Origin of the sequence: Nocardia cyriacigeorgica, assembly GCF_010858045.1 — a bacterium.
GTDB lineage: Bacteria > Actinomycetota > Actinomycetes > Mycobacteriales > Mycobacteriaceae > Nocardia > Nocardia cyriacigeorgica_E.
Window position 1 is genome coordinate 199,342 of the sequence record NZ_JAAGVC010000003.1, and the last position, 21,037, is coordinate 220,378.

Genomic DNA, 21,037 nt, shown 5'->3' on the forward strand with positions numbered 1-21,037 from the left:
CTAATGCCGAATCCGGCGTTACGCTGGACTCTGTTAGCCAAATTTGGCTAGTCATTTCAGGAGGTGTGCGGTGAAGCCTGTTCAGCTACTGGTCCTCGGTGCGCTACGCCGAAGGGGGCGCGCGCACGGATATCAGATTCGCGCGGATCTCGAATCCTGGGGCGCGCACGAATGGTCGACAGCCACTTCGGGTTCGGTGTATCACGCGCTCAAGAGCATGGCCGCCAAGCAACTGCTGACCGTGCACGAGAGCGCGGCCTCGGAGGCCGGGGGACCGCCGCGGATCGAATACGAGCTGACCGCCGATGGCGAGCGTGAGTATTTCGCACTGCTGCGCCGAGCCCTGTCGGACCGCGAGCCCGGCCTGGACGTGCTCGGTGCCGCCGTCGGCCTGATCGACGACCTGCCCCGCGACGAAGCCCTGGAGATGCTGCACCGGCGCGCCGCCGCGATGGACGAGTGGCGCCGCAGCATCACCGAACACCTGCCACCCGATACCGACCTCGAAAGCTGGGGGCCGGTAGGCGAGGTCATCGCCTTGTGGCTGTCGACGGCCGACGCCGGCGCCGGATGGACCCGGCGACTGATCCGCCGGCTGGAGAACGGCGATTTCACCATGGCCGGCGAGACGCCGGTGCGACCGAGCCGCTAGCGGCCCACGCCAATTCCCCTCCTCGCGACAAGGACACATCATGGCCGATGGGATCACCATGCCGCTGCTGCCCTGCCGGTCCATCGACGAGATGGCCGAGTTCTACACGATGCTCGGCTTCACCCGCACCTACTACCAGACCCGGCCGAACCCGTACGTGTCGCTCGCGCGCGAGGATATGCGGCTGGACTTCTTCGGTATGCCGGATTTCGATCCCGCGGATTCCTACGGGACCTGCCTGGTGATCGTGCCCGATACCAGGGATCTGTTCGATGCCTTCGCCGCGGGTATGCGGGCGGTGCACGGCAAACTGCTGGTCTCCGGTATCCCGCGGATGACGCGGCCGCGCAAGCGCAAGAACGCCGAGAACCATTCGGGCTTCACCGTCATCGATCCCGGCGGCAACTGGATCAGGATCGTCGCCGCCGCACCCGAAGCCGAGCGGGCCGCCGGCGGGAAACTGTCGATGACCCTGGCCCGCGCGGTCGTGATGGGTGATTCCCATGGCAAACATGTGCGAGCGGCCCAGATCCTGGACGCGGCGCTGGAACGGGACAGGGCCACCGCGACGGCCGCAGAACTGGTCGAGGCCCTGGCCTACCGCGCCGAACTCGCGATCCGGGCCGACGACACCGCGGCAGCCGTCGCCGCGCTGACCCGGGCCCGGGCGATCCCGCTCACCGAGGCCGACCGCGGCGCGCTCACCGAATCGCTGGCCGCCCTCGACGACATCGAGCTCGGCCTGCGCGCTACCCCGCAGCCCTGACCGACGCCGGAACGGACCAACCGGTGTGCCGGACCGCCGATCGGGCGACCGACGATTCCGTAGTATCGGGGCATGACCGAGCGCAAGCCGCCCGATCTGACCTTCGAGTCCTGGATCGACAAGCAGGTGCGTGAAGCCACCGAACGCGGTGAGTTCGCGAACCTGGCCGGTGCGGGTCGACCGATTCCCGGTGCGGGCACCGGAGTGGACGAGAACTGGTGGCTGCGCGACTATCTGCGCCGCGAGGGCGTCCGCGCGGACGGCATGCTGCCGGAATCGCTGGTGCTGCGCCGCGAGATCGAGCAGATCCGCGAGACCGTGCGGGAATTCGAGACCGAACGAGAGGTGCGTAGGGCGGTCTCCGAACTGAACCAGCGCATCGTGCGCTGGATACGCATGCCCACCCCGCCGCATGTGCCGATCGCCCCGGTCGACGCCGACGCCGTGCTCGACCGGTGGCGGGCCGAACGCACGCCAGCGCCACCGGCGCGGGCTCGCCGGATGGATGAATCCGGCCCACGAACGTCCGGCCGGCGGCGGTGGTGGCAGCGCCGGCGTTGAGTCACCGGCGAGGATGAAGCCGGGCGCTCATGGTTCGCGGCGTGAGCAGTTCCGGTTGTTCTCGGGCTGGACCTTCACCCGGTCTTGTCCAGCACGATGTCCAGGATGCCGGCAATGCCCTGTGGGTCGATCGACACCGTGGGATCGTCCAGATACTGCCGAAGCGCTTGGTGCACGGCTGCCGCCGCGGGATCGCGTTCGAGCGCCCATCGAGCGGCCGCGGCTTTGCCGATATGACGCGCCGTCTCGGCGAAATACCAGATGCGGCAGGCGGTGAGCACCATCAGCGCGGCGCTCTCGGCGTCGTCGGGGCGGGTGCGCCACGTCCGCAGCCAGTAGCGGCCCCGCTCCAGGATCCACTCTGGCGGTACCGCGCCGATCACCGCCTGCGGCGGTTCGCCGACCAGGGCGACGCCGTCCTGCCGGGCCATCGACAGTTCGGCGGGCAGGTCGGGATCTGCCGCCACCGACGGCTGCACCTCGACACCGAGGCCGGACCCGTCATAGCGGCCCACGTGCAGTTGAGCGGGCGGCGTCCGAGTGGGTGCGCCGGCGACCTCGGAGAGCACGACGTGCAGATCGATGCCGCTCGCCGGCCCCTTATCGGCCCGGCGTACCGCCGTCTCCAATGCGGTGCGCATCGCCTCGGTCAGCTGGGTGTCGCTGACCACCAGCAGATCGATATCACTGCGATGCGGCCGGAACTCTCCGGTGGCCAGCGAGCCGTGCAGAATCACCGATCTGGCCGCGGCGCCGATGATGGTCGAGCAGGATTCGGCGAGCCGGGTGGCGGCCGCACGGGCGAGGGTGGCATCGGGGAGCGTCACCAGGTCATGGCTACCAGAGCGAATCCGGCCGATCCAGCGGATTTCTCGCCGAGCGCAGTGCATGCGCTTTCGCGTGCGACGGTGAATTGTTGTGTGCCGCAGTGAGCTACGTACTGGACGCGGGCGGGTGACCGCCGGCGACCATGCTGCTGCGCTCCCATCCGCGGGCGAACATGCGCATGAGCGCCGGATAGACCAGGACGTACCGGAACGGCAGGATCGCCGCCATGTAGGCGCGGCCGAAGAAGCCGTTGGGTTTCACCATGACCGCCATCTGACCGCGATAGCCGCCGTTGTCGTCGGGGACCCAGCCGATGTGCATGAGGGCGTGCACGGTCCGGTTGGCCATCTCGGCGGCCCATTCGTCGTCGGTGCGATAGACCGACTGGAAGGGCACCGAATCGAAGGCGGGACCGCGCGCCCCGTCGCGCAGGTCGGCGGGGAGGCGGTCGCGCAGGCTGGGGACGCGGGCGCCGACACCGGAATCGTCGCGGTCCCAGCCGAGCAGGGCGCCGAGCTTCCAGCGGATCGCGAACAGTACCCGATAGATCAGTGCTGGTGACTCGCCATGCGCACGGTCGGGCGCGGCGATCGTGCTGACCAGACGGTCGAAATCGCCGGGCCCGCCGGGAGTGGGCAGCGCCCACACGTCCTCGACGGTGAAATCGGGGGCCACCTCGTGGATCCGCCAGGGCCGGGCGGTGTGTGCGCTGCGCGGGAGCCGCATCGTCGAGTCTCCATCCTTCAGTGGCCGGATCCGCACGCGGCCGGTGCCGGGAAATCGGTGGGTCGGCAGCGATACTCAAATATACGGTGCCGTATACGTTGATCGTAGCGGTGCCGCCCACGTTGTCAACGGCGTCGGCGATACTGAGGCTATGGTCGCCGTCACCCGAACCCCGAGGACCAGCTGGATCGAGCAGGGCCTGCGTGCGCTCGCCTCCGGCGGGCCGGACGCCGTCCGCGTCGAGGCGCTCGCGCAGGCGCTCGGCGTCACCAAAGGCGGGTTCTACGGCCATTTCGCCGACCGCAACGCCCTGCTCGAAGAGATGCTCGACACCTGGGAGCACGAGGCCACCTTCGACGTCCGGGAGCGGGTCGAACGCGAGGGCGGCGACGCGCGCGCCAAAGCCAGGCGTGCCGGTGTGCTCACCTTCTCCGACGACCGGCTGCGGCCGATCGATCTCGCCGTGCGCGATTGGGCCAGGCGCGACGCCGGCGTGGCCGAGCGGCTGCGCCGGGTCGACAACTATCGCATCGGCTATCTGCGAGAACTGCTGAGCACCTTCTGTTCCGACCCCGACGAGGTCGAAGCCCGCAGCCTGTTGGCCTTCAGTCTGGCGGTCGGCACCTACATGATCGCCGCCGAACACGAGGGGCGCACCCGGGAGCAGGTCCTCGACCGCGCCTCGGCGTTCCTGCTGCGTACCGAGCACGACACCGACGCGACCGAGACCGGATAGCCCGGTCGGCTGGCTAGGCTCGGGGCATGGGGCTCAGCGAGATCGCGGCCGAACTGTACGGACTCGACCCCGGGCGAATTCGTCGCGGCACGCAAGGACCGGGCCGCACAGGCCAAACGAGCGGGCGACAGCGATCTCGCTGCCGCGGTGGCCGAACTGCGCAAACCGACCGTCGCCGCGTGGACGGTGAATCTGCTGGCCCGCGCGGCTCCCGACGAGGTCGACGCGCTGCTGCGGCTCGGCGAGGCCCTGCGTGAGGCCCAGCGCGAATTGTCCGGCGCTGACCTGCGGGCGCTGACCAGGCAACGCCAGCAGGTGGTCACCGCGCTGGCCCGGCGCGCGGGCGAGCTGGCCGCCGAGCACGACCGGCCCGTCGGCGAACCGGTGCTGCGTGAGGTCGCCACCACCTTGACCGCCGCCCTGGCCGATCCCGAAGTGGCCGACCAGGTTCGCGACGGCACCCTGGCCACAGCGGCCACCTACGAAGGATTCGGTGACGCGGCTCCCGCGCTGACCGCGGTGCCCGATGCGGACACCGGTACGGGCCGTCGGGACCGCGCTCGCACCGCAGCCCGCCACGGGGCGCGCGGACGACGCCGAGCCGACCGTGCGGCCGAGCAACGCAAGGCTGCCGAGAACGAGCTGGACGAGGCACGACGCACCGCCGAATCGGCTCGCGCGGAGCAGGATTCGGCCGAACGCGACGCGGCCGACGCCGAGCGGCGCCTGCGCGAGGCCGACGAACTGGTCACTCGTCTGCGCGCGGAACTGACCGCGGCCGAGGAGCAGCATCGTTTCGCCCGTACCGCCGAACGCGCGGCCCGCGAGGCTGCCCGCACGGCCGCCACCGAACTCGAGCGTGCCCGGCGGCGCGTCGAGCGAGCCGAGCAGGCACTCGCCGATCACGAATCCGGCGAGTGACTACCGCCGGTGGGCGCGGCGGTGACTTGCGCCGGACTCAGTCGCCCTCGATGCCCGCCGCATGGGTGGGTAGCCGCCGCAGCCCTGCCGACACCTCCTGCACCAGGCCGGTGTAGCTCTCCACCAGTTGCGCGAGCCGGCGTTCGGCGTCGTCGACGCCGGGACGATGCGCTGAGCCCTTCGCCTTCAGATGCCGAACGTGCATATAGGCGGCCACGATCCGGTCCACCACGGTGCCGAGGGTTTCGGTGTGCAGCACCGTGCCCCTGCGATGTTGCGGCACATGGTTTTCGGTCCACACGTCGATCGCGTGGATCAGCGAGTCCCGCGTCGCCGCGGAATCGGCGTTGTCCTCCGGCGCGGTGTAGGGGTGCAGGGTCGCCAGGTACCGTGCGCAGCGGGTCACAGGATGGCGATCGGCCGAGGTGCCTGCGGCGTCGGTCTGGTCGAGGGCGTCGATGAGATCCTGTGCGGTCGGCAGGCGGCCGGCGTCGAAGCCGGCTGCCCAGGGGAGGTCGTTGTCGGTCGTTCCGGTGGTCGAGTGCTGTCGTCGCATCGCTGGCCCGCCTCCGCCTAGCGCCCTCCCGCACTCGGACCCGTTCGGCCGCGCGGTGTCGCGGCCGGTGCGCAGGGGCGTGATGTGGACCAGGGTGTCACGGTGGGAGCCTTTCGGTTCGCGGTGGCCGTCCACGGCGCAGGTCGCCTCAGCGGGCGGAAGCCAGTTCCGTTCGGCCGATCAATGTCGGGTGATCTCGGGGGAGTGGGACCTCGGCCCGCGTCGAGATGCCGCCGCGCGGTCGGCTGGGGGCCGGGTGACGCGACTCTCCGAGGGCAGTGGTCCCGGCGCGCGACGAGGAGGACGGCTGCCGGGCCGTAACCGGCTGCCGCGCGTCACCGTGGACGTTGGATGTGGATCGAGTTCTCGGAGAGTCTGTCCCACAGCAAGATTATCGTCGTCGCGGCCCGGTCCCGCTGCGCAATCAGCGAATTGCGATCGCACTTTTGCATCTCGACCCCGCTCGCGGCTGCTGGTGCCGTCGGGCGCCGCTACCCTGGGGTGCCATGGATACCGCCCCGGCCGCCCTGCTGGAGCCCGCCGAGCGGGTGCCGCCGGCCCGGGAAAGGGGCTCTACCTGGAAGTCTCCGGCGGCTCGTTGGCCTGCGGTGCTGAGCGCGGCGGCCGCGCTGGTCATCGCGCAACTGGTGGTGCGCGGATGGGTGGCCGGGTCGGGGTACTTCTATTGGGATGATCTGATCCTCGTCGGGCGCGCGGGCAGCAGGCCGCTGTGGTCGCCGGAGTTGTTGTTCTACGACCACGACGGGCACTTCATGCCGGCCGCGTTCGCCACCGCCTGGCTGGTCACCGCGATCGCGCCGCTGTCGTGGGCGGGTCCGGTGGTCACCATGCTCGTGATGCAGGCCGCGGCGTCGATCGCGGTGGTGCGGATGCTTGTGGTGCTGCTCGGTCCGCGGCGGATAGTGCTGGTGCCGTTGATCTTCTACCTGTTCTGTCCGGTGACGGTGCCCGCGTTTTCCTGGTGGGCGGCCGCCCTCAACGCCCTTCCCTTGCAGTTCGCGCTGGCCTGGGTGATCGCCGATGCGGTGCTGCTGGTGCGCACCGGCCGGCGCCGGTACGCGATGAGCGGGGTGGCGGTGGTCGCGGTGGCCCTGTTGTTCTTCGAGAAATCCGCGATCGTGCCGTTCGTGGCGTTCGCCGTCGCGGTGCTGGCGCGCTATGTGGTGGGGGAGCGGGGTGCGGTGCGTGCGGTGATGCGCCGCGGCGCACCGCTGTGGATCGGTGCGGCGCTGGTGCTCGGCTGCTGGCTGGTCGCCTACCTCGCCGTCGTCGATATCGCGTACACCCGCACCGAATCGGGTGATGTTCCCGGCCTGCTGCGCGCTGTCACGTCGCGCGGACTGGTGCCGACGCTGATCGGCGGGCCGTGGAGCTGGGAGCGGTGGGTGCCGGCGGCGCCGTGGGCGACACCGTCCGCGGCGGTGGTCGCGGTGTCGTGGGCCGCGCTGGCGGCGTCGGTGGCGTGGTCGATCCGGGCGCGGCCGCGCACGATGGCGGTCTGGCTGCTGGTGGTGGGGTATCTCGCCGTGGCTCTGGTGCCGGTGGCGGTGGCGCGCGGTGGGCCCAACAGCGTCGACGAGCTCATGTCATCGCTGCGCTATCTGGCCGATACCGCGGTCGTGCTCACCGCGGCGGGCGCGCTGCTGGTGGCGGCGCGACCGCGCGAGCCCGGGCAGGTGGGCCGGCCGCCGGCCGCGGTGCTGGTGGGGCTGGTGGCGGCGTTCGTCGTGAGCAGCCTCTGCTCCACCGTCACGTACGTGCGGTCCTGGTCCGACGACACCACCGAGCGCTATCTCACGACCGTCGCCGCGGAGCTCAGCGATCTGGACGCACCGCTGCTCGAGCAGGAGGTGCCGTGGACCGTGCTGAATCCGACGGCGTATCCGCAGAATCTGGCCAGTCGCGTGCTCTCGTCCATCACCGGTCCCACCACCTTCGCCGACTCGACTCCGCGTCTGCGGATGATCACCGATACCGGCGATATCGTCGATGCCCAGGTGTGGTGGAACCGTGGCATCCGTCCCGGCCCCGCGCCGGGATGCGGCTACCGCGTACAGGGCGGTCAATCCGTGCGGTTGCCACTCGACGGTCCGATGCTCGCGCACGAATGGACCGTGCAGCTGAACTATCTTGCCGGTCGCGACGGCACCGTCTCCCTCGGGTTCGAATACGGTGACCAGGTCGCGGTTCCGGTGCGGAAGGGGCTGCACACAGTGTTCGTCCGCGTGATCGGCAGCGGTGCGGAGCTGCGGATCGCCGCGCGGACTCCCGGTCTCGAGCTGTGTATCGCCTCGGGCCCCGTCGGCGTGGCGTCCTACGACAACTGACCCGCGCGGGGACCGGGTGGGGGTGTTCAGGGAGAGGTGACGGTGCCATCGCGGTGACCGACGCCGAATCATCCGTCAGCGGCATCGACGGCATACAAGTTCGTGGTGCATCCAGATCCAGACTACGTGCGGATACGTTCATATGCGCATCAAACTATATGGCTCAGACGCGGCTCCGTCCTACGTGAACGGAAGCGAGCATGGAAGTGGGAGGTGTTCCCATTTTTGGGAACACGGTTTACAGCATGTGGTACATCGAAAACGCTTCGGAGCGTGCGGGATTCGCTACCTTAAGCTATGTGATCTAACGAATCAACTCCCTGCCGAGCTGTTCTTCACCACAGCCTCCCGGGGAGTAAGTGGCCATCGAATCGGGTAACGTACTGGCGAGTAGCGTCCGTCAGCGCCGATGGGCAGAGTGCGAAATATTAAGGGACAGTGTTGGATCAGTCCGCCGGGATCGTCCTTCGGCCGGCAACCGCGGGTGATATCGATGAGATCATCCGAGTCGTCGCCGATGCCTTCGAGCACGACGATCCGATCGAGGAGTTCGTCTTCCCCTCGGAGGCCGTGCGGCGACGGAATGCGCCGCGGATGCTCAGAGTGATGGTGAAATACCGTTTCCTCCCCGCCGGTGGCGCGCAAGTCGCGGTGCGTGACGGTGCGATCGTCGGAGCGGTTCTCTGGTATCCGCCGGGATATCGGAAGAGCCGGTGGCGGGAAGCGGTATCCGGGCCGCAATTCCTGTGGGCCATGGGCTCGGCCACCACCCGCGGCATGGCCGTCGACGCCGCGCTGGAGCGGGTCGCACCGCGCGAGCCGCACTATTTCGTGGTCTACCTCGGCTGCGATCCCGCCGCCCAGGGGATGGGCGTCGGCACCGCGCTGATGGAATGGCTGTGCGAGCGAGCCGCCCGGGAAGGCGTGCCGGTGTGCGGCATCTGCAAAGACGAGAATGTCGGCTTCTACGAGGGGCTCGGCGGCCGCCGAATCGGTGAGACGACGATCGGTCGCGACGGCCCGCTGATGAATGTCGTGACGATACCGCCCGCGGGGGCGAAGGTCTGATCGACGCGCGCGTGCGCGGCTGACAGCACGGCGGGCGAGGGGTTCGCCTGCGTAAACAAGGGGGTTTTCCAGGGGTTTGTTTCGATGTGGGTGAGGAGTTTTCGTGTCTGATATCGCTATTGTCGGAATCGGTTGCCGTTATGCGGGTGGCATCGATTCGCCGGAATCCTTCTGGGATTTCCTCGTCGGCAAGGGCGACGGCGTTGTCGATATTCCGGCCGAACGCTGGGATTACCGCCGCTACTACGACCCGGACCGCCGCACACCCGGCCGCATGTACACCAAACGTGCCGCTTTCATGACCGGTGACCCCTGGCAGTTCGATCCGGACTTTTTCGGTATCTCCCCGCGTGAGGCCGCGGCCATGGATCCGCAGCAGCGGCTCATTCTGGAAGTCGCGTGGGAGGCGCTCGACGACGCGGGTATCGCGGGCACCATCGCGGGTGCGCCCATCGGCGTCTACATCGGCGCGTTCACCATGGATCAGCTGGCGGTCTCGATGGCAGGCGAGGCCCTGCCGTTCGTCGACATGCACACCGCCGTCGGAGCGTCCTACACGATGCTGTCCAATCGCATCGCCTACGCCCTGAACATGGTCGGCCCGGCGGTCACCGTGGATACCGCGTGCTCGTCGTCGCTGATCGCGGTGCACCTGGCCTGCCAGGCCCTCGACAGCGGCGATTGCGAGGTCGCGATGGCCGGCGGCGTCACCATGCTGTTGCAGCCCGAACCGTTCGTGTCGATGTGCAAGGGCGGCTTCCTCGCCGCCGACGGCCGGTCCAAGCCCTTCGACGCCTCGGCCGATGGCTACGGCCGCGGCGAGGGCTCGGGCATGGTCGTGCTGAAGAAGCTCGAGGCCGCCGAACGCGACGGCGACCGCATCTATGCCGTCATCAAGGCCACCGGCGCCAACCAGGACGGCCGCACCACCGCTATCACCGTGCCCAATGCCGATCTACAGGAGGAACTGGCCAAGAAGGTCACCCGCCGTGCCGGCCTGGCACCGCACGAGATCACCTACGTGGAGGCGCACGGCACCGGCACGCCGGTCGGTGATCCGCTGGAACTCCAGGCGATCGGACGCGCCTACGGCAAGGTCGAGGGCCGCACCGCTCCGCTCGGCGTCGGCTCGGTGAAGGCGCAGCTCGGACACACCGAGGCGGCCTCGGGTGTCGCGAGCATCATCAAATCGGCGCTGGCGATCTCGCATCGCACGATCGCACCGCAGGGCTGGCTGGACCAGCCCAACCCCGATATCCCGTTCGACGAGCTGAATGTGAAGATCCAGCTGGAGGCCGAACCGGTCGGCGCCGAGATCGAGCGAATGACCGTGGCCGTCAACGGTTTCGGCTACGGCGGCACCAACGCGCACGCGATCTTGCAGGAATACCGCCCCGCCGCCACCACCGCCGAACGGGAGCCCGAGCATTTCGGTGTGCTGCCGATCTCGGCGCGCAGCGAGCAGGCCGCCCGCGATCTGGCCAAGGGATTCGCCGAGCGCATCGCCGACGGCGCCGACCCGGGCCACCTCGCCGAGGCGGCGTGGACGCGGCGCCAGCACCACGCCTACCGCACCGCCCTGACCTTCGGTGACGACACCGAACTGGTGCGCGCACTGGTCGATTTCGCCTCCGGCGAGGGCCGCGGCGCCACGAAGGTGATTCCGCGCAAGACCGTCGAGCCGGTCTTCGTCTTCACCGGCATGGGTCCACAGTGGTGGGCCATGGGCCGGGAGTTGTTGCAGACTCCAGGAGCGTTCGCCGAGGAGGCGGCCCGGATCGACGCGGTCTTCCAGGAGATCTCCGGCTGGTCGATCATCGAGGAACTGCTGCGCCCGGAGGAGGAGTCGAAGGTCACCAGCACCGCGGTGGCCCAGCCGGCCAACTTCCTGGTGCAGGTGTCGCTGTTCGCGCTGCTGGCCGACCTCGGTGTGCGTCCGGCGGCAGTGGTCGGCCACAGTGTCGGCGAGGTGTCGGCGGCCTACGTCACCGGCATGTTGTCGCTGCACGACGCGCTGCTGGTGAGCTACCACCGGGCACGCCTGCAGGCGAGCACCGCGGGGACCGGCGGCATGTTGGCCGTCGGCTTGGGGCCCGCGGCCGCCGCCGAACTCATCGACGGTGACGACCGTGTCGATATCGCCGCGATCAACAGCCCGAACGCCGTCACCCTCGCCGGTGCGGTCGAGCGCCTGGACGAGATCGCCGAACAGCTCACCGAGCAGGGCACGTTCGCCAAACGGCTGCATGTGGAGGTCCCCTACCACAGCTATCTGATGGAGCCGATCCTCGACGAACTGCGTACGGTGCTGGCCGATCTGCGGCTGTCGGATCCGGTACTGCCGCTGTATTCGACCGTGACCGGTGAGCCGGTCACCAGCGGGGAGTGGGACGCGCGGTACTGGTGCGCGAATGTCCGTCAGCCGGTGCGTTTCGCCGACGCCGTCACCGCGCTGGTGGGCGCGGGCAGCCGGGTGTTCCTCGAGGTCGGTCCGCATCCGGTGCTCGGCGCCAATATCCGCGAGATCCTGATCGGTGCGGGCGAGACCGGCACCAGCATCGCCACCCTCAGCCGCAAGCAGTCCGACTCCGAGAGCATCCGCCAGACCATCGGCGGCCTGTATACCGCGGGCGTGCTCGATATCGATGGCCTGTTCGCGGGCCGCCCGGCGACCCCGCACATCGATCTGCCGCGCTATCCCTGGCAGCGCACCCTGCTGCACAACGAGCTGCCCGGCCTCACTCAGCGCAAGTACGGCACCCCTGGCGGCTACCCGATGCTCGGCGATCCCGATCTGATGGATCCCGCGACCTGGACGGTCCAGTTGAGCCTGGCCGCGCTGCCGTGGCTGGACGACCATGTGGTGGGCGGCGCGCGCATCCTGCCCGGCGCGGCCTACCTCGACGCCGCGCTGAGTGCCGCAGCGCTGCGGCACGAGGCGGCGACGGTCGCCGTCGAAGACGTGCGTTTCGTGGCGCCGCTGATCATCGCCGACGGCGCGGCGCCGGTGGTCGAGTTCACGGTGGAGGAATCCACCCAGCGGTTCACCATCCGCTCGCGCGGTGCCGCCGAATCGGCCTGGACCATCAACGCGCTCGGGCGTCTGGTCGCGGGCACATTCGAACCGTCGAAGGTGGAACTACCCGACGCGGCCGGCATGCTCGGGATCGATCCCGCCGCCTTCTACGCCGGTCTCGCCGAACGCGGACTCGCCTACGGGCCTGCCTTCCAGCGCGCCACCTCGGTGCGGATCGCCGACTCCACCGTGCTGGCCACCCTGGACGGCAGCATCGCCCGCGACTCCGGCCATCTCGCGCACCCGTGCGTGGTGGACGCGGCCTTGCAGAGTGTGGCGGCGCTGCTGGCCGGAACCGTGAATTCGCAGGACGGCGCCATGGTTCCGGTGGGCGTCGACGGCGTACGCGCCTTCGCCAGGATCCCGGACCAGGTGATCGTGGTCGCCCGCCTCGACACCGACGGCGAACCCACCGCCGATATCGATCTGCTCGACGCCGAGCACAACCTGGTGATGCGCATCGCCGGGATGCGCTTCGGGTCGATCACACCGGGACGCAGTGCGCTGCAACGGATGACCGACTTCTTCTACGAAGACCGCTGGGAGATGCGCGATCCGGTGGATCGCAGCGGGCTGCCCGCGCCGGAAACCGCGTTCACCCTCGTCATCGAACTGGGTTCACAGGTGAGCGAGCGGGCACGCCAGGTGGCGGGCACCGCGCTGCGTTCCGAGATCGTCACCGTCGGCGATCCGGCGCGCGCGGATCTGGAGAACGCGATGCTCGAGCGGGTGCGCGCGGCGGCGGCCGTCGACGGGGTCGAGCGCGTGCACGTGGTGATCGTGGCCGGTTCGGAATACTCCGACATGGACAATCTGTGGACGCTGCGCAGGCTCGCGGTGATGCTCGAGGGCTTCCTCGAGGACTGGCTCGACCAGCGCAAGGCCGAGGTGTCGATCATCGGTGACGGGTCCATCCACCTCACCCTCGTCACCGAACATGCCTTCGCCCATCCGCAGGACGCGGTGCCGCCGAACCCGAGCCATGCCGCGCTGGCCGGTGCCCGCCGGGTGCTGCTGAACGAACAGCCGCGGCTGCGCTGGCGGCTGGTCGACGTCGACGCCGAGACCGGTGACGCGGAGTTGGCCGCCGAGCTCGCCATCGGCGGCGCCTTCACCTACGACCACTCCGATGAGGTCTTCCTGCGCAACGGCCTGCGCTGGGTGACGGTGGTCGAGGCCTCACTACCCGGCCGGCTCGAAGCCATGGACGAGGCGGTGCCGCTGGCGGACCCGGAGGCCAACTTCACCCTGGAATTGCCGAAATCGCGGGTGCTGTCCCGGTTGGGCTGGCGGCGCTGCGATCGGCGCGAGCCCGGGCCGAACGAGGTCGAGATCCGGATCCGGGCGGTCGGACTCAATTACAAGGACCCGCTGAAGGTGATCGGTGTGCTCACCGAGCGCGAACTGGCGGGCACCTTCTTCGGCACCACGCCGGGTATGGAAGGCATCGGCACCGTGGTCCGGGTCGGGTCGCAGGTGCAGCATGTGGCCGTGGGCGATCAGGTCAGCCTCGGATCCAAGGGCATGATCAGCCGCTTCCACACCACCGACGCCGATCTGGTGCGCAGACTGGCCCCGGATGTGAATCCGGCGCACTGCACCAACGCGACCGCCTTCGCCACCGCCGAGCATTCGCTGCTGGAGCTGGCGCGGGTGCAGCCGGGGGAGACGGTGCTGGTGCACGGCGCCGCCGGCGGTGTCGGTGCGGCCGCGGTGCAGATCGCCAAGGCGCACGGCGCGCGGGTGATCGGCACGGCGAGCGCCGATGAGCGGCGCGCCTACGTGCTGTCGCAGGGCGCCGACCATGTGCTGAACTCGCGGGCGCTGAACTTCGTCGACGATGTGCTCGGCCTGACCGATGGTCGCGGCGCCGATGTGATCATCTCCTCGGCACCCGGTGAGATCCTGCGCCAGAACTTCAAGGCCATCGCGGAATTCGGGCGCATCGTCGAGGTCGGCAAGGCCGACATCTACACCGGCGGCATGCTCGACCTGCGCCATTTCGACAAGAACGTCTCCTACCACTCGATGGACCTGGACCGGATGCTGGCGCTGCGCCGCCACGCCACCGTCGAACTGGTGCAGCGCAGCTACACCACCATCGCGGCCGGCACCTATCGGCCGCTGCCGTACGAGTCCTACGGGACGGCCGAGGTGGCCAAGGCGTTCGAGGAGGTCGCGCGGTCGAGCAAGATCGGCCGAGTGGCGCTGAACCTGGAAGACGAGGCGCCGCTGGTGCGTCCGCAGATCCCCGAGGTCGTCATCGACCCGGCGGGCCAGTACCTGATCACCGGTGGTTTCGGTGCCTTCGGCCTGGCCATGGGACGGTGGCTGGTGGGTAAGGGCGCCACCCGGTTGACGCTGCTCGGGCGCAGTGGTGCCACCACCGAGGCGGCCAGGCAGCAGCTGGCGATCTGGCAGGACAAGGGCGTGCAGGTCAGCACCGAACGCGTCGACGTCACCGACCCGGAGGCCATCGCCGCCGTCATCGCGCGGGCGCACACCCCTGAGCACCCGCTGCGCGGGGTCTTCCACACCGCCGGTGTGGTGGACGACAAGCGCATCTCGGTGATGGATCGTGACAGCCTCGCCTCGGTGTTCCGGCCCAAGGTCGACGGCGTGCGCGCGCTGCTGCACGGGCTCACCGCCGCGGGCGCCGAACTGGATCTGTTCATCCTCTTCTCCTCCGGCAGCGCGATCTTCGGTGGCGTGGGCCAATATGCCTACACCGCGGCGAATCTCAGCCTGCAGGCCGTGGCGGATGTGGTGGTGCGCAAGGGCGGCAAGGCGCTGGCCGTGGGCTGGGGGCACATGTCCGGTGGCGGTATGGCCGCCGCGGACGAGAATCTGGCGCGCTACCTGCGCAATACCGGCTTCGACTCCATCGACATGGACGAGGGCACCGAGTATCTGGAAGAAGCGCTCAAACTGGGCCTGCACCACTACGGTGCGATCTTCCCGATCGACTGGGGCAAGGTCGACGCCACCGCGCCGTTCTTCGGGATGACCGGCCGGGTGGAGGCTCAGATCGCCGCCGCGGCCAAGGACGATTCGGCCGCCGCGCAGCTGGCCGCCGCGCTGCGCGAGCTCGACGAGGGCAAACGCAACGAGGTGGTCGCGCACATGCTCGCCGAACAGCTCGCCTCGGTGATGGGTGTGGCAGCCGAATCCATCGACCTGACGGTGCCGGTGCCGGAGCTCGGTCTCGACTCGCTGATGGCGGTGGAGTTCGGCGCGCTGATCACCAAATCGCTCGGCGTCGACATGGCCTCGCTGCAGATGGGCCGCACCTTCACCCTGGAACAGGCCGGCGCGAAGGTGGCCGCGTACCTGGTCGAGGGCAGCCCGACGGCGCCGGCCGCGATCACCGCGCCGGCGCAGGCAGAGCTGAAGGCGGAGGTGAACGCATGACCGAGTCGGCCCGCGAGCTGGCCCGAAAACTGCTGTCCGGCACCGGGTCCGCACCAGGCTCCGCGTCCGGTCCGGTCGCCGCGCGTCCCGCCCCGGCCCGGCCCGCCGCGACGGGCGGCGTGTCCGCCCCGCGAAAGCGCCGCGGCCCCGGCCGGCAGTTCGCCGATCATCCCGAGGTGGCGGCCATGGTGGCGCGCCGGGCGGCCATCGCCGGACTCTACGAGCAGACCGGCATGCCCAACCCGCTGTTCCTGCCGCGCACCGGCGCCAACGACGCCACCATGCGTGTCGGCGACCGGGAGCTGGTGAACTTCAGCGCCTACAACTACTTGGGGCTGGCGAACCATCCCCGGGTGGTCGCCGGCGCCAAGGCTGCGCTGGACCGCTACGGCGCCTCGGCGTCGGCCAGCCGCATCCTGGCCGGTGAGATCGCGCTCTACGGCGAACTCGAACAGCGGCTGGCGGACTGGTACGGCGTCGGCGACGCCATGATCACCACCAGCGGCTACCTCACCAATGCCGGTGTGCTCGGGTTCCTGATGGGCGACGGTGACGTCGCGGTCTGTGACGCCCTGATCCACGGCAGTGTCATCTCCGGCACCCAGTGGGCCGGCTGCCGCCGGATCACCTTCCGCCACAACGACCCCGAAGCGCTGCGGTCGGTGCTGCGGATGTCGCGCTCCGGGTTCGACCGGGCGCTGGTGGTGGTGGAAGGCCACTACAGCATGGACGGCACTGTCGGCCGGGTGAACGAGATGGCCGATATCGCACGCGAATACGACTGCGCGGTCATGGTGGACGAGGCGCATTCGCTCGGTGTGTTCGGCGCGCGCGGACGCGGCATCCGGGAGCATTACTCGATGGCCGGTGCGGATGTCGACATCTGGATGGGCACGCTGTCCAAGGCGCTGGGCAGCGTCGGTGGCTTCATCGCGGGCGACGCCGACCTCATCGGTGCGATGAAAGCCGCCGCACCCGGGGTCGCGATGCTCACCGGCGGTCCGGCGCCCTCGGCGGTCGGCGCCGCCCTCGCGGCCCTCGACGTGCTCGACGACGAGCCGGAGCGGCTGACCAGGCTGTGGTCGAATGCGAAGCGGTTCACCGCATTACTGACCGAACGCGGCATCGATCTGGGTGATTCGCAGGGGACGCCGATCTGTCCGGTGATCGTGCCCGGCGAGATCCGCTCCGGGTTCGTCGCCTCCTCGCTGTTGCAGCGCGGGGTGTACGCGGGCAATATCTCCGCGCCCGCGGTCCCGGCGGGGCAGGAGCGGCTGCGCTTTTTCGTCACCTCCGAACACACCGACGAGCAGCTCGCCGGCACCGCGGATCTGCTGGCCGAGGCGATCGCTGCGGCCGAGCACGTGCCGGATCCCACAGCACCGAGCGAGAGGACGGCCCGATGACCGAGCGGATCGAGTTGGGGTGGTCGCGGCCGGGCAGTCCGCGACTGCGTAACCCCTTGCCGTGGCGGTTCAGTCCGCCCAATGCCGAGATCGTGGTGCCGGTGTTGCACCACCTCACCATTCTCGGTCCATGGACCATGCTGGTGAACAACATTCACCTGCTGGCCATCGCGCATCCGATCCTGCCCATCGCCGACTGGGAACTCATCGCGCTGCGCGGCAGCTGGAACTGCGGCGGCCGGTTCGAATGGCAGAACCACGTCCTGACTGCCAAAGTGCTGCGCAAGGACGCCGATTACCTGGTCGCGATCAAGGACGGTCCCTCGGCGCCGCTGTGGAACGACCGGCAGGCCGCCATCCTCACCGCCGTCGACGAACTGCACGAGGATCAGCTCATCACCGAGGCGACCAAAGAATGGCTGCTGCGCCACCTGTCGCCGCGCCAGTACCGCGAGTTGTACTCGGTGGGCGCGATGTACGAGGTGCTGGCCATGGTCAACAACTTCTGCCCGCCCGGGGAGTTGTTCGATCTCGAACCGCGCGCCGCCCGCCGCTCGCCCGCCCGGCCGCGCCGTCCGCGCAAAGATCGCCCGCTGGCCCCGGCGCCCGCCGAGATCACCACCGCCACCCCGCCGTCGCGCCCGCACATCTGGGTGCCGCACGATCCGGAGATCACCGCGGAGTTCGCGCTGAACCATCCGTGGACGGCGGCGATCGTTCGCCGCATCGACGGTGTGGCCGCACGGCGGATGAAGCTCGCGGCCGCCGAACGGGAACTGGCCGTCCAGCGCATGCTGTGGCGCGTAGGCCCGATCGGTGAATGGTCTATGCGCTCGGCCGCCCACCCGGAAACAGCCGCCCTCGTCGCGGCGGGGCCGGACGGCCCGGATGCGAGCCCGGCCCAGTCCGCGCTCATGCGCGCGGTCGACGAACTGGACACCGAGTACTTCATCAGCGATGACACCTGGGCGCGGTTGCGTCGCCATTTCTCGGTGAAGCAGCTGCTCGAGCTCGTGCCGCTGGTGGGCAACTACCGGGTGTACGCCGCGATCATGAACAACCGCGGCTGACCCGCTCACCGGTCCGGAATACCGCTTCGACCTCGTCGAGCGGTATAAATGCTGCATGGGAGACCAGCTCACCGAAGCCGATGGGGCCGACGCGCCGTCGATGGCGCGTACCTCTCTGCTGCGTGAGCTGCCTGCCACCCAGCGCGGTCTGCGCACGCGTGCGGCGCTGGTCGCGGCGGCGCGGGAGGTGTTCGAACGCAATGGCTACCTCGAAACCCGGCTGATCGATATCACCCAGGCCGCCAACTGCTCCTCGGGCACCTTCTACACCTATTTCGCGAGCAAGGAAGAGATCTTCGCGGCGGTGCTCGAGGTGGCGCAGGAGGACATGATGCACCCCGGCATGCCGCACGTGCCGGAGGACGACGACCCCGCCGCCATCGTCGAGGCGAGCAACCGCGCCTATTTCGAGGCCTACCAGCGCAATGCCAAGCTGATGGCGCTACTGGAACAGGTCGCGAACATCGATTCCGAGTTCGCCGAATTGCGGCAGCGTCGCGCCGACGCGTTCATCCAGCGCAATGCCCGCAGCATCGCCGATCTGCAACGACGCGGGCTGGCCGACGCCGATCTCGACCCGCTGCTCGCCTCACGGGCGCTGTCGGGCATGGTCAGCAGGCTGGCCTTCGGCCATTTCGTCACCATGGCCGAGCAGGGCGCCGACGCGTCGATCGATGAGCTGACCTTCACCGCGACGCGGCTGTGGGTCAACGCCCTGCGCCTTCCCGCCGAGCAGTAGGACCGAGCAGTAAGGTCAGGCCTCGGCCGGGCCGGCGATGCGGGCCAATTTGTCCGACAGGCGCCCCAGATAGGACACGACATCGGCCTCCGGCTTGTCGGGCAGGCCGTACAGCACATCGGTCACACCGGATTCGGCCCATTCGGCCAGTCGCCCGGCATCCGGTTTGATATCGAGGGCCACCACGCGCGGCTGCCCCGTGCGGCCGGAATCGGTCCAGATCTTGCGCAGCAGGGCGAGCCGGTCGGAGATATCGGTTTCGCCGGGCGTGGTGATCCAGCCGTCGGCCGACTGCGCGATCCAGCGGAAGGTGCGTTCGGTGCCCGCCGCGCCGATGAGCACCGGCACCGAGCCGCGCACCGGTTTCGGCCAGGCCCAGCTCGCGCCGAAATCCACGTAGTCGCCGTGGTATTCGGCCTCCTCCTGCGACCACAGCGCGCGCATCGCCGCCAAGTATTCGCGCAGTACGGTGCGCCGCTTGTTCGGCGGGACGTGGTGATCGGTGAGTTCGTCGGTGTTCCAGCCGAATCCGGCGCCGAGGACCACGCGGCCGCCGGACAGGTGATCGAGGGACGCGATCGTCTTGGCCAGGGTGATCGGATCGTGCTCGACCGGCAGCGCCACCGCCGTGGACAGTTCGATCCGCTCGGTGACCGCCGCGGCCATCGCCAGGGCAACCCACGGATCGAGGGTACGCATATAGCGGTCGTCGGGCAGGGATTCATCGCCCGTCTGTGGGTGGGCGGCCTCGCGCTTGACCGGGATGTGGGTGTGTTCGGGCACGTAGAACGAGTGGAATCCGGTGTCCTCGGCAGCCTTGGCCGCGGCGGCCGGTGTGATGCCGCGATCGCTGGTGAACAACACGATGCCGAAACGCAAGGCCTCGCCGAGGGAACCAGAGCCGGTCATTTGTGCACTCCTTCGGGTCCGCCGAGGTGCGTCGGCGCGGGGGCTCCGTCACCGGCGGGGCGCGGAGTCGACGTCCAGGTGCTCCTGAGTGTCTGGACAGGTGTTCGGAATACTAGCCAACGCGGGGGACTCCAGCAAGAACGTGTTTCAGTTTTGCGGCGCGGCGGCGCTAGGCGAGCCTGCATTCGATCGCGAGGTGCCCCTGTGGTGTCGGCCGCACGCCTGCCACCGTCAACCCCGCAGTGCCCGCGAGTGCGGTGTAGGCCTCGATGCTGCGTTCGCGGCCGCCGGAGATCAGCAGCATGCGCAGGTTCATCTCGGCGAACGACGCCGGATCGCCGGCGGAGTCGTAGCCTTCGACGATCACCACGCGCCCGTCGGGGCCTGCCGCCTCGGCGCACCGGCGCAGGATGGCGGCGGCCTGCTCATCGTCCCAATCGTGGATCACCCGGCACAGCACATAGACGTCGCCGCCGGTGGGTAGCGGGTCGAAGAAGCTCTGCGCCGCGAAGTCGCAGCGATCGTCCAGCCCGCGGGCGGCGAGGTGCTGCCTGCCGCGTTCGATGGTCTCGGGCAGATCGACCAGGGTGCCACGGGCCTCGGGGTGCGCCTCGAGCACCCGGGCCAGCAGGGTTCCGGTGCCGCCGCCGACGTCGACGATATGCCGGGCGCCGGACCAGTCGTAGTCCGCGGCCTCCCCGGCGATGCGGTCGACCCCGGTCTGCATCGCGGCGTCGAATGCGGCGCTCATCGCTGGATCGTTGTCCAGGTACTCCCAGAACGGTGCGCCGAAGACCTGCTCCCATGCGGGTTTTCCGGTGCGCACCGTGTGCAGCAGCCGGGTGAATACCAGGTCCATCTGCCCGAAGAAGCCGTCGAGGTCGAGGTAGTCGCGCATCCGGGCCGGATGATCCGAACGCAGGAGTGCGGCGATCTCGTTGTCGCCGAAGGTTCCCGGGCTCGGCTCGGTGAACACGCCGTGGCAGACCAGATGCCGCAGCAGCCTGCCGAGGGCGTCGGCGTCGGTGTTCGAGCGCTGCGCGAGCTCCTCGACCGGTTGCGGACCCGCCGCGACGAAGTCGGCCAGTCGCAGCGTCGCGGCGACCCGCAACGCCATCGGGGTCACCAGATCCATCAGCGGCCCGAGTGCCGTCCACGCGTCAGGGACGGATGTGTCGCCGGTCGTTGCCATGAGCCCTCCCGCGGTCGTCGATCCGAGCCTTCGAGGTCTGCCGTGTCGGCCGGCCACCAGTGTGGCAACGGG

General features: G+C 69.3%; 16 protein-coding genes. 11 read left to right on the forward strand and 5 right to left on the reverse strand.

Annotation, left to right across the window (positions count from 1 at the left end):
• Positions 1-70: 70 nt before the first annotated feature.
• From GV790_RS04840 to GV790_RS04850, 3 genes are all read left to right on the forward strand, one after another.
• Entirely contained in the window at positions 71-652 is a 582-nt protein-coding gene (locus GV790_RS04840; protein WP_163810891.1) for a PadR family transcriptional regulator, read from the forward strand.
• 40 nt (positions 653-692) lie between these two features.
• Entirely contained in the window at positions 693-1,418 is a 726-nt protein-coding gene (locus tag GV790_RS04845) for a VOC family protein (RefSeq protein WP_175585802.1), read from the forward strand.
• Between the two features lie 72 nt (positions 1,419-1,490).
• Entirely contained in the window at positions 1,491-1,979 is a 489-nt protein-coding gene (locus tag GV790_RS04850; RefSeq protein ID WP_163810893.1) for a DnaJ family domain-containing protein, read from the forward strand.
• A gap of 74 nt (positions 1,980-2,053) precedes the next feature.
• Here GV790_RS04850 and GV790_RS04855 read toward each other — a convergent pair whose 3' ends face one another.
• On the reverse strand, positions 2,054-2,806 hold the full coding sequence (locus tag GV790_RS04855; RefSeq protein ID WP_163810895.1) for an aminoglycoside adenylyltransferase domain-containing protein: 753 nt from the start codon (positions 2,804-2,806) through the stop codon (positions 2,054-2,056).
• A gap of 106 nt (positions 2,807-2,912) precedes the next feature.
• A complete protein-coding gene (locus tag GV790_RS04860; RefSeq protein WP_163810897.1) occupies positions 2,913-3,533 on the reverse strand; it encodes a DUF2867 domain-containing protein in 621 nt (206 codons plus the stop codon).
• 151 nt (positions 3,534-3,684) lie between these two features.
• Between GV790_RS04860 and GV790_RS04865 the strand changes: the two genes are divergently transcribed.
• Together GV790_RS04865 and GV790_RS04870 are read left to right on the forward strand one after the other, a co-directional pair.
• Positions 3,685-4,269 (forward strand): TetR/AcrR family transcriptional regulator, encoded by a 585-nt coding sequence (locus GV790_RS04865; protein WP_163810899.1) that lies wholly within the window; start codon positions 3,685-3,687, stop codon positions 4,267-4,269.
• 147 nt (positions 4,270-4,416) lie between these two features.
• Positions 4,417-5,190, forward strand: coding sequence for a hypothetical protein (locus GV790_RS04870; protein WP_306042569.1), 774 nt, complete (start codon positions 4,417-4,419; stop codon positions 5,188-5,190).
• 37 nt (positions 5,191-5,227) lie between these two features.
• Here the strand turns inward: GV790_RS04870 and GV790_RS04875 are convergent, their stop codons facing one another.
• On the reverse strand, positions 5,228-5,746 hold the full coding sequence (locus GV790_RS04875; protein ID WP_163810901.1) for a DUF4254 domain-containing protein: 519 nt from the start codon (positions 5,744-5,746) through the stop codon (positions 5,228-5,230).
• 506 nt (positions 5,747-6,252) lie between these two features.
• On the opposite strand from GV790_RS04875, the gene GV790_RS04880 reads away from it, so the two are divergent.
• The 6 genes from GV790_RS04880 to GV790_RS04905 all read left to right on the forward strand — a co-directional run bounded on the left by GV790_RS04880 (position 6,253) and on the right by GV790_RS04905 (position 18,864).
• A complete protein-coding gene (locus GV790_RS04880; RefSeq protein WP_256673028.1) occupies positions 6,253-8,094 on the forward strand; it encodes a hypothetical protein in 1,842 nt (613 codons plus the stop codon).
• Between the two features lie 438 nt (positions 8,095-8,532).
• The gene (locus GV790_RS04885; RefSeq protein WP_280212739.1) at positions 8,533-9,162 is read left to right on the forward strand and encodes a GNAT family N-acetyltransferase; all 630 of its coding nucleotides are present in this window, start codon (positions 8,533-8,535) and stop codon (positions 9,160-9,162) included.
• Positions 9,163-9,265: 103 nt separating this feature from the next.
• Complete coding sequence (locus GV790_RS04890; RefSeq protein ID WP_163810903.1) at positions 9,266-15,649, forward strand: type I polyketide synthase; 6,384 nt, start codon at positions 9,266-9,268, stop codon at positions 15,647-15,649.
• Positions 15,646-17,055, forward strand: coding sequence for an aminotransferase class I/II-fold pyridoxal phosphate-dependent enzyme (locus GV790_RS04895; protein ID WP_163810905.1), 1,410 nt, complete (start codon positions 15,646-15,648; stop codon positions 17,053-17,055). The genes GV790_RS04890 and GV790_RS04895 overlap by 4 nt, the downstream gene beginning before the upstream one ends.
• Positions 17,052-18,125: a carboxymuconolactone decarboxylase family protein gene (locus tag GV790_RS04900; protein ID WP_163810907.1), complete on the forward strand. Its 1,074-nt coding sequence runs from the start codon at positions 17,052-17,054 to the stop codon at positions 18,123-18,125. Before GV790_RS04895 ends, GV790_RS04900 begins: the two co-directional genes overlap by 4 nt.
• 55 nt (positions 18,126-18,180) lie before the next feature.
• Entirely contained in the window at positions 18,181-18,864 is a 684-nt protein-coding gene (locus GV790_RS04905) for a TetR/AcrR family transcriptional regulator (RefSeq protein ID WP_163810909.1), read from the forward strand.
• 15 nt (positions 18,865-18,879) lie between these two features.
• Here the strand turns inward: GV790_RS04905 and GV790_RS04910 are convergent, their stop codons facing one another.
• Together GV790_RS04910 and GV790_RS04915 are read right to left on the reverse strand one after the other, a co-directional pair.
• On the reverse strand, positions 18,880-19,743 hold the full coding sequence (locus tag GV790_RS04910; RefSeq protein ID WP_163811131.1) for an LLM class F420-dependent oxidoreductase: 864 nt from the start codon (positions 19,741-19,743) through the stop codon (positions 18,880-18,882).
• 199 nt (positions 19,744-19,942) lie between these two features.
• The gene (locus GV790_RS04915) at positions 19,943-20,965 is read right to left on the reverse strand and encodes a methyltransferase (protein ID WP_163810911.1); all 1,023 of its coding nucleotides are present in this window, start codon (positions 20,963-20,965) and stop codon (positions 19,943-19,945) included.
• Between the last annotated feature and the right edge of the window lie 72 nt (positions 20,966-21,037).

What these genes read in the sequence shown, in the direction of transcription:
- GV790_RS04845 (WP_175585802.1), top strand. Translation starts at nt 693, where the DNA reads ATGGCCGATGGGATCACCATGCCGCTGCTGCCCTGCCGGTCCATCGAC.
- GV790_RS04850 (WP_163810893.1), top strand. Translation starts at nt 1,491, where the DNA reads ATGACCGAGCGCAAGCCGCCCGATCTGACCTTCGAGTCCTGGATCGAC.
- GV790_RS04865 (WP_163810899.1), top strand. Translation starts at nt 3,685, where the DNA reads ATGGTCGCCGTCACCCGAACCCCGAGGACCAGCTGGATCGAGCAGGGC.
- GV790_RS04880 (WP_256673028.1), top strand. Translation starts at nt 6,253, where the DNA reads ATGGATACCGCCCCGGCCGCCCTGCTGGAGCCCGCCGAGCGGGTGCCG.
- GV790_RS04900 (WP_163810907.1), top strand. Translation starts at nt 17,052, where the DNA reads ATGACCGAGCGGATCGAGTTGGGGTGGTCGCGGCCGGGCAGTCCGCGA.
- GV790_RS04915 (WP_163810911.1), bottom strand. Translation starts at nt 20,965, where the DNA reads ATGGCAACGACCGGCGACACATCCGTCCCTGACGCGTGGACGGCACTC.
- GV790_RS04860 (WP_163810897.1), bottom strand. Translation starts at nt 3,533, where the DNA reads ATGCGGCTCCCGCGCAGCGCACACACCGCCCGGCCCTGGCGGATCCAC.
- GV790_RS04895 (WP_163810905.1), top strand. Translation starts at nt 15,646, where the DNA reads ATGACCGAGTCGGCCCGCGAGCTGGCCCGAAAACTGCTGTCCGGCACC.
- GV790_RS04875 (WP_163810901.1), bottom strand. Translation starts at nt 5,746, where the DNA reads ATGCGACGACAGCACTCGACCACCGGAACGACCGACAACGACCTCCCC.
- GV790_RS04905 (WP_163810909.1), top strand. Translation starts at nt 18,181, where the DNA reads ATGGGAGACCAGCTCACCGAAGCCGATGGGGCCGACGCGCCGTCGATG.